Genomic DNA, 13,525 nt, shown 5'->3' with positions numbered 1-13,525 from the left:
TCGGGTTGTTCTGGCGACAGGGGGTCGCGTTAGGCCGGGCTCAACGGTAGGTGATGAGCGCCGGCGCCTTCATCAGTTGCAGGTGAGTGTGACTGTTGAAGGAAGCCAGGGCCACCTCGCGACCGCGAAATTTCAGCTGGTTGAGCGAGGTGTTGACGATCTGCCAGTTCAGCTCGAAAGCCTGGGCTGGGGTGACGCCGGTAATCAGGTGGAGCAGGGCGGCAATCGTGCCACCGGAGGTAAACACGGCGATGTTGTGCCGGCCGTCGGCCTGCGCCAGGATGCGTGAAAGGCCTGCCTGCACACGTTCAACGAAGCCCAGCCAACTTTCGACCAACTCCGGCGTGTCGTAGCCGCCGTGGTGCCAGCGGCCGATCAGCAGGGCGAACAGGCGCTGGAACTCTGCGCGGTTGTGCGCGGCGTTGCGCAGCACGGCCAGGGCCTCTGGCTCGTCGGGCAACAGGGCGGGCAGCAGGGCGCGGATCACCGCTTCAGCGTCGAACTCGTTGAACGCCGCATCCGTTTCGATGGCGGGCACGTCGATGCCTGCGGCATTCATTTGTGCCAAGGCATGTCGGGCAGTGTCCTGCTGGCGGCTGAGGTCGCCGGCCACGCAGCGGTCCAGTTGCAGGCCCAACTCGGCCAGGTGCCGGCCAAGGATCTGCGCCTGCTCGATACCCAGGGGCGACAGCACGTCGTAGTCATCGGCGCCAAAGCTGGCTTGGCCATGTCGAATCAGGTAGATACTGCCCACGTCCGCGTCATCCCGGTACGTTGAAGTTGCAGCGAGATTATGGCGCTGGCGGGGGCCTGTCAATGAAAAAACATACGCTTGTTTGAAAAGCCGCCCAGGCCTTCAAGTCTACGCGGCTGGCGGGTGCTGGGCCCGGTGGGTATGCTGTAGCTTGAACTGACCCCTGCGCTCGCCGGGGCGAAATTGAGTTAAGGAGTCATCGTTGGAGTTTCTCGCCGAGTACGCAAGTTTCCTGGCCAAGACCGTCACCCTGGTCCTCGCGATCATGATAGTGCTGACCGCCATCGCCTCCCTGCGCAGCAAAGGCCGGCGCAAGGGCTCGGGCCAGTTGCAGGTCAACAAATTGAATGATTTCTACAAGGCCCTGCGCGAGCGCCTGGAATCCTCGTTGCTGGATAAAGACCAGCTCAAGGCCCAGCGCAAGCAGGAAGCCAAGGCCGAGAAAAAGCAGAAGAAAAAGCCTGAGAGCAAGCAGCGCGTGTTCGTGCTGGATTTCGACGGCGATATCAAAGCATCGGCCACCGAAAGCCTGCGCCACGAGATCACCGCGCTGCTGACCCTGGCCACGGCCAAGGACGAGGTGGTGCTGCGCCTGGAAAGCGGCGGCGGCATGGTGCACAGCTATGGCTTGGCCAGCTCGCAACTGGCGCGTATCCGCCAGGCCGGCGTGCGCTTGACCATCTGCATCGACAAAGTGGCGGCCAGCGGCGGCTACATGATGGCCTGCATCGGCGAAAAGATTATCAGCGCGCCGTTCGCCATCCTGGGCTCCATCGGCGTGGTGGCGCAATTGCCCAACGTCAACCGCTTGCTTAAAAAACACGACATCGACTTTGAAGTGCTGACCGCCGGTGAGTACAAGCGCACCCTGACCGTGTTTGGCGAAAACACCGAGAAGGGCCGCGAGAAGTTCCAGGAAGACCTGGACATCACTCACCAGTTGTTCAAAAACTTCGTGGCCCGTTATCGCCCGCAACTGGCCATCGACCAGGTCGCCACCGGTGAAGTCTGGCTGGGCGTCGCCGCGCTGGAAAAACAACTGGTGGACGAACTCAAGACCAGCGACGAATACCTGGCCGAGCGCGCCCAGCACGCCGAGGTGTTCCACCTGCACTACGCCGAACGCAAAAGCCTGCAGGAGCGCGTTGGCATGGCCGCTAGCGGCTCTGTCGAGCACCTGGTGAGCAAGGCCTGGGGCAAATTGAGCCAGCAGCGGTTCTGGTAACGTTCGATCGGGAAGGCCGGGGTATCGGTCATGACGCTGGCGGTGGCGGCGCGGGTTGGGTGGCGCCTTCGCTGACCTTGGTGCGATGGCAACTCAGGCACCAAGCCACCCCTGTTACCAGCAGCACGATCGCCGCCCACTCCCAGGCGCTGGGCAGGCGCTGTTCCCAGGCAAAGCCGAACACCAGCGCCGCCAGGGTCTCGACCACCAGCACCTGGCCGCTCAGGGCCAAGGGCAAGAGGCGGCTGGCCTGGTTCCAACAGGCTCCGCCTACCACCGACGATAACAGCGCAACGCCTGCGGCCACCAACCCGTAGTGCGCCCATTCTGGCGTGCTATGGGCGGCCAGGTCGGTGCCCAGCAGCGGTATCGCCAGCACCAACGCCTGGGCACCGGTCACAAGGCCGGTCAGCAGCGACCAGTCGTGGGAAGAAACCTTGGCCATGAGGCTCAATTGGCGAGCATTGCGCACGGCATACCAGCTCCAACTCAACAGCGCGCCAACCGCACACAGCAGGCCTAGCCCAGGGCTGGCGGCGCCACCCAAATGCTCGCCGCCACGCAGGGCCTGTGCGCTGATCAAGGCCACGCCTGTGATGGCACAGCCTAACGAGGGCAGCAGCTTGGAAAAGGCGACGGCGTTGGCGTCATGGCGGCCCGCCAAGGTCACCAACACGGGGATCAGGCCGACGATCAAGGACGTGGTGGCAATGCCTACCTGTTGCACGGCGGTGCCCACCAGCGAGTAGTACACCACGTTGCCGATCAAACTCAGCCAGAACAGTGCAACCCAGTCGGCGCGAGTCAATGTGCCGCACACCTGGCGCCAGCGCGGTGCCAGCAGCGCCGCCGACAGTGCGCCGTAACACAGGAAGCGCAGCAGCGCGAACTGCACCCCGGACAGGCCCTGCGTCAGTGCCGGCCCCAGGAAAATCACCCCCCAGCACACGCCGGCAGCGCCGCCATAGCCCAAGCCTTTTAACAACGATCGATCGGCCAACATGCTTTTAATACCTGACTGCGCAAAGCCCCCAGTGTGGCGGTCGACGCCTTGAAGGTATTGGCTGCAAGCGTTGGATTTTTTACCCAGGCTGTTTTCGCGATTTGCGGAAGGCCGACGGTGTGGTGCCGCACACCCGGCCCATGGCGCGGGTGAGGGCGGCCTGGTCGCTGTAGCCAGCACGTTGGGCAATGTCGGCGATGGGCAGCGTGCTGTCGGCCAGCCAGCGTTGTGCCTGGCGGATGCGCAGGTCGGCGAGCCAGGCTTGGGGCGTGGTCTGGTAGAGCGTGCGAAAGCGTTGGTGCAGTTGGCTGGCACTGACGCCCGCCACCTGGGCCATGGCATCGTTGCTCCAGTTGCCCGCTGGCTGGGCGTGCAGCCGTGCAATCAGTCGCTCGATGCCGCATGGCACGGGCAGGGGGGTCGAGGCCAGGGCCGAGAGTAACAGCGGCACCAGGTGCGCGGCATTTTCGGCCAGTTGACGGTTGCCCGCCAACTCGGCGAACTCGATCAACCGCCGCGCAGCCGGGCTGATGGGCACATAGATTTGTTGCGCCAAGCGCTCCAGGGCGATGCTTTGGAACAGGCTGTGCGGGCAGTCCAGCACCAGGAAACGGCTGCCGCTCTGCGCCGCCTGGGCGTGGGGCGCGCCGGGGGCAACGATGGCGCAGGCGGCGCTGTCGATACGCCCACCCCGGCCCTGCACGTCAATGTCCATGTGCCCGCTGATGGGCAAGACCACCTGGCTGAAGTCGTGTTCATGCTGATCACTGTGGGTGCGATAGCTGCGAATTTCCAGGTTAAACACCGCCATCAACGGTACCCCCGCGCCTGAATGTCAAACAAGGTGGCGTAGCGACCGCCTGCGCGGATCAGCGCGCCATGGTCGCCTTCTTCCAGAATACGCCCCTGGTCGAGCACCACAATATGATCGGCGCTGCGCACGCTGGAAAATCGATGGGAGATCAATAGGGTCATGCGGCCCTTGGCGTACTCCCGGAAATGCTCGAACACCGCAGCCTCTGCCGCCGCGTCGAGGGCGGCGGTGGGTTCATCCAGAATCAGAATGTCGGCATCGCGACGCATGTAGGCCCGCGACAGCGCGACTTTCTGCCATTGCCCGCCAGACAGCTCCTGGCCGCCGGCAAACCAGCGGCCCAGTTGCGTGGCATAGCCGTTGGTCAAGCCCTCGATGAACTCGGCGGCGATGCCTTGCGCCGCGGCCTCCTGCCAGCGGGCCTGGTCTTTGAAGGCGCTGACGTCGCCCACCCCCAGGTTTTCGCCGACGGTCATCTGGTAGCGAATGTAGTCCTGGAAAATAACCCCGATGCGCTGGTGCAAGGCCTGCTCGTCCCACTCGCGAAGGTCGCTGCCGTCGAGCAGGATGCGGCCTTCGTCGGGTTGATAGAGGCGCGTCAGTAGTTTGATCAGGGTGGTTTTGCCCGAGCCGTTCTCGCCCACCAGCGCCAGGCTTTTGCCAGGGGGCAGGTGCAGGTTGATGTCGCTCAGGGTGGGTTTTGCCGAGCCAGGGTAGCGAAACCCCAGGTGTTCCACGCGCAGGCCGTCGCCTGGGTGGATGCCGTGCAGCAAGGTGCCGCTGGGGCGTACCACTTCCACCGCCAGGTACTCATACAGGTTGGTCAGGTACAGGCCATCCTCGTACAGCCCGGCGATGGCACTGAGGCTGGCACTGATTGCGCTTTGGCCCTGTTTGAACAGCACCAAATACATGGTCATCTGGCCCAGGGTGATCAGACCCTCGATGGTGTCCAGCACTACCCAGGCGTAGGCGGCGTAAAACGCCGCAGTGCCCAGCAGGCCCAGCACGAAGCCCCAGCCGTCGCGGCGCAGGGTCAGCTTGCGGTCTTCGGCATACAGACGGGTGAAGGTGTCGCGGTAGCGCTGCAGCAACAGCGGCGCCAGGCCGAACAGTTTGACTTCCTTGATGTGTGCTTCCTGGGACAACAGGGCCTCGACGTAACCTTGTTGGCGGGTTTCGGGGGCGCGGCGGCGGAACAGGCGGAAGGCATTGCCCGAAAAATGCGCCTCGGCAAAAAACACCGGCAGTGCGCCCAGCACCAGAATGGCCAGCGCCCAGGGCGAAAAGTGCACCAGCAGCACGGCAAAGCTGATCAGCGAGATCAGGTTCTGCGTCAGCCCCAGGCCTTTGGTCACCAGGCTTAGGGGCCGTGTCGACGCATCGCGGCGCACACGCACCAGTTTGTCGTAAAAGTCCGAATCTTCGAACTGCAGCAGCGACAGGGTCTGGGCTTTTTCCAAAATCAGCAGGTTGACCTTCTGCCCCAACTGCACCCGCAGCAGCGATTGCTGCACCGACAGCCCCCGCTGGGCTGCAGCCAACAGGGCCAATACACCGGCTTCGGCCAACACAAAACGCAGCACCGGCCACAACGGCGCCTGGCCGGTGTTGGCATGCAGTTGCATGGCTTGCACCACCGAATCGACGATGCGCTGGCCCAACCAGGCGGCAAGGGCGGGCAATACCCCGGCGGCCAGCGTGGCGACCACCAGCCCCAGGAATAAGGGGCGCGAGGTGCCCCACACCAGGCTGATCGCGCGGCGTGACTGGTCGAAAAAAAGGCTGAAGCGGTTGATTACAACCATTGAAGGGTCTGGCTCCGGGTTGGGGCGGGTGGCGGGGAGTTTCGTCGGGTTGGTGGGCGCGGTCAATCGGGGTCGTGTTCAATCACAGGAACCGATGCAAACACAAAAGGCTGGCAACGCCGATCCCACAGGCCATGGTACGTTGCAACCGATGTGGGAGCCGAGCTTGCTCGCGAAGCGCCGCGCGGGCGGCGCTCGATCTCAAGCGCGCTGTAACAACATCGGCTAGCGCCTGGCAGCCCCACACCGATTTCCAGCCGGGAGCTTTGAAGACAAACCTCCAGAGCCTGTTTTTAGACCGCATGGGGGCTCAGAGGTGCATGCCTTGGTTTCTTCGGCGCTCTTGAGACCGCGCGCCGCCCGCGCGGCGCTTCGCGAGCAAGCTCGCTCCCACATCGGTTGTAGCGCGCCATGGCTTGTGGGGGTGGTGTTGTCTGCCTTGTGTGGCTGGCTCAGGATTCTTGTTGGCCGGTTATGGCTTGGCCGCAAATCCGGGCACAAAAAAAAGGTTCTTCGCGGAATTCTGGGAAATAGGCACATCATATCCTGCCCGTGCCCGTGCCCGTGCTCTCTGGCCGCTGGCTCTGCTCTTGATCTGCTCTTGATCTGCTCTTGATCTGCTCTTGATCTGCTCTTGATCTGCTTGGCTTTTGATCTTGATTGTATGCCCCATTAAGCGCCCGGGCCGACTGGAGGAATTGATCAAGCGGCCGGAGGCGTAGCCGCCGGAGACGGAGCCGGAGGAGCTTCTATTCCGGGCCGTCGTCCGCTTGAGCGATGCCGGAGGGAGGGGACCCGTAGCGCAGCGTAGGGCCCAAGCAGGGGCAAGCCTTTTTTGCTTATTTTTTGGCTGGGCCGGCACACCGGGCGTTTGACAAAAAGTGAGCCGGCGTAAGGCCGGAAAGGTGAAGTGGCCGCGCCCTTGGTAATGGATATGTACATGATTTTTGAAGCATGCTCCGAGGACGGTGGGCATATCCATTGGTTAGGGTGATGCCGAATCACCTTTCCGCCCTTACGGCGTCTTACTTTTTGTCAAACGCCACAAAAAGTAAGCAAAAAAGGCTTGCCCCTGCTTGGGCCCTCCGCTGCGCTGCGGGTCCCCTCCTTCCGGCGTCGCTCAAGGGGCAGACGGCACCGGCTATAGAAGCTTGCCGGCTGCCGTCTCCCTCGGCTACGCCTCGGGCCCTTCGGGCCGCCCCTTGATCGACGCCTCCAGTCGGCCCGGGCGCTTAATGGGGCATACAATCAAGATCAAGAGCAGATCAAGTTCAAGATCAAGATCAAGATCAGGATCACGGCTGCTCTTGATCTGCTTGGCTTTTGATCTTGATTGTATGCCCCATTAAGCGCCCGGGCCGACTGGAGGTATTGATCAAGCGGCCGGAGGCGTAGCCGCCGGAGACGGAGCCGGAGACGCTTCTATTCCGGGCCGTCGTCCGCTTGAGCGATGCCGGAGGGAGGGGACCCGTAGCGCAGCGTAGGGCCCAAGCAGGGGCAAGCCTTTTTTGCTTATTTTTTGGCTGGGCCGGCACACCGGGCGTTTGACAAAAAGTAAGACGCCGTAAGGGCGGAACGGTGAAGTGATCGCGCCATTGATAATGGATATGTTCACGCATCTTTGAAGCTTGCTCTTAAAACGGTGAACATATCCATTGGTTAGGATGATGCCGAATCACCTTTCCGGCCTTACGCCGACTCACTTTTTGTCAAAACCGAACGCCACAAAAAGTAAGCAAAAAAAAGCCCGGCTGTGTGAGCCGGGCTTTTCCAGGTGATGTACCGCTAACGCTAACCTCATACGCGACCTTTGAGCACGTGGTCGGCGCCGTCTTGAGCTACACGAAACAGTGTGCGGTCAGAACCGTCTTGAGCGACGCGGTTCAGTGTGCGGTCCGAGCCGTCTTGAGCGACGCGGTTCAGGGTGCTGTCCGAGCCGTCTTGAGCGACGCGGTTCAGTGTGCGGTCCGAGCCATCTTGAGCGACGCGGTTCAGTGTGCGGTCCGAACCGTCTTGGGCGACGCGGTTCAGGGTGCGGTCAGAACCATCCTGTGCAACGCGGTTCAGGGTGTGTTCGGAGCCGTCTTGAGCGACGCGGTTCAGGGTGCGATCCGAACCGTCTTGGGCAAAAGCGTGAGCGGCAAGTACCGAGAAGGCGATGCTGAGGATGATTTGACGTTTCATGATTGTGCGCTCCGGGAATCGTTGTTTGGGGGTGTGTGGCTATTCTTACCCCCAGGGCGGTTTCGGAGAACTTCATTGACGTGATGGTGGTTATCGATGGGGATGATGGTCTCGCCAGCCCGCTGCTACGCCCGCATTCCTGGCTTGGTGGCGGCGGGGATCGGTATCAGCATCGTCCCCGAAACCCTCGGTCGGTTGAGCATGCCGGGTGTGCATTTCATCCCGTTGCCCCACGCGGAAATGGTCAGCGAGCTGTCGTTGATATCGCGCATTGACGAGTGCTCCAGCGCGGTCACGCATTTTGCCGAACAAGCGCGGGGCAGGGGGTGAGCCTGGCTGAAGTTGTCCACCAAATGCGTGAGTATCTCTGTGGATAACATTCCAGAGGCCAGTCTGGCGGGGCGTTTGAGGGCAGTGAGCAAGAAATGATCAGTCACACCATGGGCGATCTTTTAGGGTGCAGATCGCCCAGTGATTCAACCACGACCCTAGCGCAACAGTGCGCTCTGGCCATGTTCAGCACTGCCCGTGGTGTCCATGTGACTTGCCGGGATGACTCAGCGCCCCGCGTGGCTGTCGACGAATTTCTCGTAATACAGGTGCGCGCCCTGAATGCCTTGGTCACCGATCCAGCCCTTGATCGCCTCTACCATCGGCGGTGGGCCGCACACGTAGAGGTCGAACGGCTGGGCGGCTAGGGCAGGGCTATCGAAGTGTTCGGGGATATAGCCGCGCTTGCCCGGCCATGTCTCGCAGGGCTGGCTGACCACCGTGTGCAGTTCAAAGCCGGCGATCTGTTGGCGGTAGCCCTCCAGGCGCGTCAGTTCGCACAGGTCGGCTTCCTGAGTCACGCCGTAATACAGGCTGACTGGGTAACCGCAGCCGCCCGTCACGGCCATTTCATCCAGCATGCCCAGAAACGCCGACAGCCCGGTGCCACCGGCCGCCAGCACCAGTGGGCGGCTGACCTGGCGCAGGTAAAAACTGCCCAGCGGGGCCTCGAACTCCAGGGTTTGCCCCGGTGCGCAGCGCTCACGCATGAACTCACTCATGACCCCCTCCGGCAACAGCCGCACCAAAAACTGCAACTGGTTGGCTGCCGTCGAGCGGTTGGCAAATGAATAGGAACGCCAGGCCTCGGTACCCGGTACCCGCAGCCGAGCGTATTGCCCAGGCAAGTAGTCGAGCTGGCGAGGGTACTGGCTGGCGTCCACGTGCAACACCGCTGTGGTGTCGGACACCTGCTCCACGCCGCGGATCACGCTGGCGATGCGCTCGGGCCCGGCGGCGTGGCACAGGCTTGAGTCAAAGTCGAAGTAAAATGCTGCATCCGACTGCACGCGGGTCTGGCAGGTCAGCACTTTGCGCTGGGCCAGGTCCTGGGCCGACAAGGCTTCGTCATCGACGTAGTCCTGGGTGTATTGCCCGGACTCACAGCGGCCCTGGCACGTGGCGCACACGCCTTCGCGGCAGTCCAGGGGGATTTTGATACCGGCGCGCAAGGCGGCATCCAAGAGGATTTCATTGCCCTGCACGGGACAGAACAGCGTCTTGCCGTCGGCAAAACTGAAGGCGACCTTATACGTCATGGCCTGTTACCCACGGGGTCAGAGGTGATAGAAATCCAGCACCGAGTTGATGGTGTCGTTCAGCAGTACCACGTGCTTGCGGGCGATCTTCCAACTGTCCCCCTGGGGCCTGAGCGTGTAGGTGGCGTAGCCGAAAAACTGCTCGCTGACCTGCAGGCGGTGGTACAGCGTGTGCCAGTTGACCTTGGCTTGCAGGTCACCGTTGGGCAGCGACTGCAAGCGCAGGTTGCTGATCAGGTGCACGGTGCGCGGCATCGGGATGGTCGAGGCGGCCTTGCCGGTGCGCAGGCGGAACACGCGGTCTTCCAGGCCACCGCGGTTGGCGTAGTAGATCAGCGACATGCCTTTTTTCGGGTCGGTGGTGTAGACGTGTTCAGAGTCCCATTGCGGCAGGTGGAATTCGCTGTCTTCGCTGAACAGGTCCAGGTACGCATCCCAATCCTGGGCATCACACAACTCGGCCATGCGGTACATGAACTGTTCGACTTGATGGTGCAGTTGCGCCGTCATGGTTGTACCTCGTGCAGTTTCAGGGACTGTTGTTCGGCGGCCTTGCGGGCCAGGCCTTCCAGCAAAAAGCGCTGCCAGTTGCCATGCTGGTTCACGTACAGGCCCTCATGGGTGAACTCGGTGCCGGTCAGCACCGGCGAGATGCCGATTGCCTCGCTATTGGGCGTGGGCCCCTCGATCCATTTGCCCTGGCCACGGGAAATGTCGCTCCAGCGCTCCAGGCGTGCCTGGAAGCCGCGCTGGGCTTCACGAAATTCCACCAGGTCGTCTGGCGTGCCCAGGCCCGAGACGTTGAAAAAGTCTTCGAACTGGCGGATGCGGTTCTCGCGGTCGGTATCCGTTTCACCTTTCACGCCCAGGCAAAAGCTGTTGATCTCGGTCTTGTTCCAGGCCAGGGGGCGGATAATGCGCAATTGCGAGCTGATCTGGTCGAGGAAGAACATGCTGGGGTAGATGTTCAGGTTACGCAGGCGGTGCATCATCCACTCGGCCTTGCCCTGGCCGTGTTCGTTGACCAGGCGCGGCATGATGCTGGCGTAGCCAGGGCGCACCGCAGGGTTGGGCATGTCGCTGAACAACAGGCTGTGGCCGTTGTGAAACGAGAACCAGCCATCGTCGGTTTCAGCGTCGCCAGCCCCCAGCTTGCTGTAGTCGAGGGTGTCGCTGCTGGCCACGCCTTTTTCGGCGTTGACGTGCTGGCGGTGCTGCACGGTGGCCACGTAGTTGTAGTGCACGGTGCTGACGTGATAGCCGTCCAGGCCGTTCTCGTTCTGTAGTTTCCAGTTGCCGTCGTAGGTGTAGGCCGACTTGCCGGGCAGCACCTCCAGCTCGCCGGTGGGCGACTGCGCTACCATCATGTCGAAGAACACCTTGGCGTCGCCCAGGTAGTCTTGCAGGGTGTCGCTGCCGTGCACGTCCAGGCTGATAAACACAAAGCCCTTGTAGCTTTCGATGCGGGCCTTCTTCAAGCCACGGGTGGCCTTGTCGAAGCCTTCGGGGTACTCACCGGGGGCCTTGACCTTTACCAGGCGGCCATCGCTCTTGTAGCACCAGGCATGGAACGGGCAGGTGAAGGTCGACTGGTTGCCCTTGCCCACCCGGGTCAGGGTGGTGCCGCGGTGCTGGCAGGCGTTGATCAGGGCGTTCAAGCGGCCTTCGCCGTCGCGGGTGATGATCATCGGCTGGCGGCCGGCGCGCATCGTCATGAAGTCATGGTTGTGGGCGATTTCGCTCTCGTGGCAGGCGTAGATCCAGTTCTTTTCGAAGATCAACTCCATCTCAAGGTCAAACAAATCAGGTTCGGTGAACATGTCCCGGGCGATGCGATACACGCCTTCCACCGGGCGGAAGTCCAGGCAGCCTTCGACGAAGTGCTGCCATTGGGCGAGTGTTCTGGTTGTGCTCATCAAGGATTACCTTCTGGAGTGGTCGGACTCCACTCGATTAAATCCCTGGCCGCTTAGGGCATCTATCCGCTTTGCCGGGGATAAATAGCCGTTTTGCGATTTTTTGCAGTAATCGGATAGCGCCGGCGGCCATGGCTCGATTACCTTTGGCCTCTCGACACGCCTCGGAGGTTGCCATGACCCTGATCCGCAGCAACGCCCCGGGGCTTCAAGCGACCCATCGGGATATCGCCAGCGCGCGCGCCTGGATGGCCGACATCTGCGGCCCGCACAGCCTGCAGGCCAGTGCCACGCGCCAACTGGCGTTCGAGCACTCGGCCAATCGCCTGGGGTCGTTGGCCACGGTGGTGGGGCGCATCCAGTACGGCACGGACGTGGTGATCGGCGTGGATGCCAGTTGCGGCCTGAAGAGCTACAGCATCAGCCTGCCGCTGGACGGCGAGCAGCAGATCCAGAGCGGCAAGCAGTTGGCGCGCTCCGATGCCCGGGTGGGCCTGATCGTCTCGCCCTTCGAACACCAGCAACTGAGCATCGCCGCCAATTGCCGCAAGCTGCAGGTGGTGATCACCTGTGCCTCGATGAACCGCGTGCTGGAGCAACTGCTGCAGCGCCCGGTCGACGCCCCGATTGCCTTCAAGACGTGCATCGACGCCCAGCAGGGCGCCAGTGCCGGGTGGTGGCGGATGGTGCGCTACCTGGTCGAGGAAATGGACCAGGCCCAACCCTTGTTCAGCCAAGTGCCCTTGGCCCGCGACCTGGAGCGCACGCTGATCAAGGGCCTGATCCTGTCCCAGCCCAACAACTACTCCGAGGCGCTCAAGGCACTGGGAGAAACCCGTTGCCCGGCCTTCGTGCTCAAGGCGCGGCGGTTCATCGAGGCACAGGCTGAAAACGACCTGGTGCTGGCGGATATCCAGCAGGCCGCCGGGGTGACGCCGCAGCGCCTGCACGAGGGCTTCAAACAACACTTCGGCCTGTCGCCCATCGCCTACCTCAAGCGCTTTCGCCTGGAAGCGGTGCGCTGCAGCCTGCTGGAGGATCGCGGCAACTACAACATCGCAGCGACTGCATCGCGCTGGGGGTTTGCCCATCTGGGCCGATTTGCCGCGCAGTACCAGCGCGCCTTTGGCGAGCGCCCGTCGCAGACGCTGGCGCGTGCGCGGGGGTAGCTCCACCGATTCCACACGCCATGGCGCCTTGCTAGCGCGGTGTCAGCGGAGCTGACTCGCGATACGCCGCGCGATCCGATCGCTAGAGCGCCTGGAGCAAATGCGTAAGCACCTGGGCTTCGACGCCGCCCTCGCTGCCGTTCGGCAAAAACACCGCGCAACTGGCGCTGCCAGACCCCACCACACAGCGATAAACCGCGACCACACTGCCAGGCCCGACCCCGGTGTGCCCGCTCAGGGTCAGGCCACCCGCGACCGTCCCCTGCATCAGGCCCAGGCCATAGCCTGCCGTTTGCCACGGGCGGCCGGGCAGCGGGCCACCCAGTGGCCGTACGGTTTGCATGGCCTGTACCAAGGCCATGGGAATCAACTGCCCGCCCAGCAGCCGGTCCAACAACAGGGCCGCTTGCGCCGGTGGTCCCATCAGCAAGCCGTGATACACCCAACGTGGGTCGTAGACGCCGTCGATATCGGCGGCAGCCGTGGCGAGGTACACCTGCGAAATGCCCAAGGGTTCAAATACCCGTTCAACCAGCGCCTGCTCAAGCGTCAACCCGCAGAGCCTCTCGATCAGCCGAGCGAGGTACAGGTACCCGACGTTGGAGTAGCGCCAGCCGTCCCCCGGGCTGTAGCGCAGGCGCGTGGCCTCCAGGCGCTGCAGCATTTCTATGGCCGGCCAGGCCTGCTGATGGCTGGCCACCGCCGTGTGGTAGTCGGCCAGCTCGCCATAATCGGCCAGGCCCGCTTCGTGGCGTAGCAACTGGCGCAGGGTGAATGGGCCTTCCGGCAACGTATCGTCAAGCCCCAGCAGGCCATCGCGCACCAGGGTCAATGCCCCGGCGGCGAGCACGGTCTTGGTGAAACTCCACCAGGGTACAGGGTCGCCCGGGGCCTGCGATGGCATCAACTGGCCGTTGGATACAACTGAATAAATCATCGAGTAATGCGTCCTTGTAGGTGCCGCAGTACCAACGCCTGCGCTGGCGCAGCGATGCGGCCGACGTCGCGCAGGATACCTGTGTGCGCCTGTTTCGCCCAGGCGCAGCGCCACTGGCACCCGACC

General features: G+C 62.7%; 12 protein-coding genes. 3 read left to right on the top strand and 9 right to left on the bottom strand.

What is annotated here, in order from left to right; genetic code table 11:
- Positions 1-40 precede the first annotated feature (40 nt).
- Positions 41-754: a histidine phosphatase family protein gene (locus L9B60_RS28595; protein ID WP_249674448.1), complete on the bottom strand. Its 714-nt coding sequence runs from the start codon at positions 752-754 to the stop codon at positions 41-43.
- A gap of 202 nt (positions 755-956) precedes the next feature.
- On the opposite strand from L9B60_RS28595, the gene sohB reads away from it, so the two are divergent.
- The gene (sohB, locus tag L9B60_RS28590; RefSeq protein ID WP_249674446.1) at positions 957-1,979 is read left to right on the top strand and encodes a protease SohB; all 1,023 of its coding nucleotides are present in this window, start codon (positions 957-959) and stop codon (positions 1,977-1,979) included.
- Positions 1,980-2,007: 28 nt separating this feature from the next.
- Here sohB and L9B60_RS28585 read toward each other — a convergent pair whose 3' ends face one another.
- The 4 genes from L9B60_RS28585 to L9B60_RS28570 all read right to left on the bottom strand — a co-directional run bounded on the left by L9B60_RS28585 (position 2,008) and on the right by L9B60_RS28570 (position 7,788).
- Positions 2,008-2,982: a DMT family transporter gene (locus L9B60_RS28585; protein ID WP_249674444.1), complete on the bottom strand. Its 975-nt coding sequence runs from the start codon at positions 2,980-2,982 to the stop codon at positions 2,008-2,010.
- A 79-nt stretch (positions 2,983-3,061) separates the two neighbouring features.
- Complete coding sequence (locus L9B60_RS28580; RefSeq protein ID WP_249674442.1) at positions 3,062-3,793, bottom strand: helix-turn-helix transcriptional regulator; 732 nt, start codon at positions 3,791-3,793, stop codon at positions 3,062-3,064.
- The gene (locus tag L9B60_RS28575) at positions 3,793-5,604 is read right to left on the bottom strand and encodes an ABC transporter ATP-binding protein (RefSeq protein WP_249674441.1); all 1,812 of its coding nucleotides are present in this window, start codon (positions 5,602-5,604) and stop codon (positions 3,793-3,795) included. Before L9B60_RS28575 ends, L9B60_RS28580 begins: the two co-directional genes overlap by 1 nt.
- A gap of 1,797 nt (positions 5,605-7,401) precedes the next feature.
- Positions 7,402-7,788 carry a phage infection protein gene (locus L9B60_RS28570; protein WP_249674439.1) on the bottom strand — a complete coding sequence of 129 codons (387 nt, stop codon included), beginning with the start codon at positions 7,786-7,788 and terminating at the stop codon, positions 7,402-7,404.
- Positions 7,789-7,884: 96 nt separating this feature from the next.
- Between L9B60_RS28570 and L9B60_RS28565 the strand changes: the two genes are divergently transcribed.
- The gene (locus L9B60_RS28565; RefSeq protein WP_249674437.1) at positions 7,885-8,118 is read left to right on the top strand and encodes a type 2 periplasmic-binding domain-containing protein; all 234 of its coding nucleotides are present in this window, start codon (positions 7,885-7,887) and stop codon (positions 8,116-8,118) included.
- A gap of 227 nt (positions 8,119-8,345) precedes the next feature.
- Here L9B60_RS28565 and antC read toward each other — a convergent pair whose 3' ends face one another.
- Genes antC through antA form a run of 3 tightly spaced genes read right to left on the bottom strand, consistent with a single transcriptional unit; the run spans position 8,346 to position 11,296 of the window.
- Positions 8,346-9,377, bottom strand: a complete 1,032-nt coding sequence (gene antC, locus L9B60_RS28560; RefSeq protein ID WP_249674436.1) for an anthranilate 1,2-dioxygenase electron transfer component AntC — start codon at positions 9,375-9,377, stop codon at positions 8,346-8,348.
- An 18-nt stretch (positions 9,378-9,395) separates the two neighbouring features.
- A complete protein-coding gene (gene antB, locus L9B60_RS28555; protein WP_249674434.1) occupies positions 9,396-9,887 on the bottom strand; it encodes an anthranilate 1,2-dioxygenase small subunit in 492 nt (163 codons plus the stop codon).
- On the bottom strand, positions 9,884-11,296 hold the full coding sequence (gene antA, locus L9B60_RS28550; protein ID WP_249674432.1) for an anthranilate 1,2-dioxygenase large subunit: 1,413 nt from the start codon (positions 11,294-11,296) through the stop codon (positions 9,884-9,886). The genes antB and antA overlap by 4 nt, the downstream gene beginning before the upstream one ends.
- A gap of 173 nt (positions 11,297-11,469) precedes the next feature.
- Here antA and L9B60_RS28545 point away from each other — a divergent pair, with 173 nt between their 5' ends.
- Entirely contained in the window at positions 11,470-12,462 is a 993-nt protein-coding gene (locus L9B60_RS28545) for an AraC family transcriptional regulator (protein ID WP_249674430.1), read from the top strand.
- Positions 12,463-12,544: 82 nt separating this feature from the next.
- Here the strand turns inward: L9B60_RS28545 and L9B60_RS28540 are convergent, their stop codons facing one another.
- Positions 12,545-13,399, bottom strand: a complete 855-nt coding sequence (locus tag L9B60_RS28540; protein ID WP_249674429.1) for a serine hydrolase domain-containing protein — start codon at positions 13,397-13,399, stop codon at positions 12,545-12,547.
- Positions 13,400-13,525 lie beyond the last annotated feature (126 nt).

The sequence above is a fragment of the Pseudomonas abieticivorans genome (assembly GCF_023509015.1).
Classification (GTDB): Bacteria; Pseudomonadota; Gammaproteobacteria; order Pseudomonadales; family Pseudomonadaceae; genus Aquipseudomonas; species Aquipseudomonas abieticivorans.
Note: the sequence above shows the minus strand (reverse complement) of the source record. Positions and strands in the feature narration are given on the sequence as shown.

Bases quoted from the DNA above. Each gene is read 5' to 3' on its own strand.
- L9B60_RS28585 (WP_249674444.1), bottom strand. From the start codon at position 2,982: ATGTTGGCCGATCGATCGTTGTTAAAAGGCTTGGGCTATGGCGGCGCT.
- L9B60_RS28580 (WP_249674442.1), bottom strand. From the start codon at position 3,793: ATGGCGGTGTTTAACCTGGAAATTCGCAGCTATCGCACCCACAGTGAT.
- L9B60_RS28575 (WP_249674441.1), bottom strand. From the start codon at position 5,604: ATGGTTGTAATCAACCGCTTCAGCCTTTTTTTCGACCAGTCACGCCGC.
- L9B60_RS28570 (WP_249674439.1), bottom strand. From the start codon at position 7,788: ATGAAACGTCAAATCATCCTCAGCATCGCCTTCTCGGTACTTGCCGCT.
- L9B60_RS28565 (WP_249674437.1), top strand. From the start codon at position 7,885: ATGGGGATGATGGTCTCGCCAGCCCGCTGCTACGCCCGCATTCCTGGC.
- antC (WP_249674436.1), bottom strand. From the start codon at position 9,377: ATGACGTATAAGGTCGCCTTCAGTTTTGCCGACGGCAAGACGCTGTTC.
- antB (WP_249674434.1), bottom strand. From the start codon at position 9,887: ATGACGGCGCAACTGCACCATCAAGTCGAACAGTTCATGTACCGCATG.
- L9B60_RS28545 (WP_249674430.1), top strand. From the start codon at position 11,470: ATGACCCTGATCCGCAGCAACGCCCCGGGGCTTCAAGCGACCCATCGG.
- L9B60_RS28540 (WP_249674429.1), bottom strand. From the start codon at position 13,399: ATGATTTATTCAGTTGTATCCAACGGCCAGTTGATGCCATCGCAGGCC.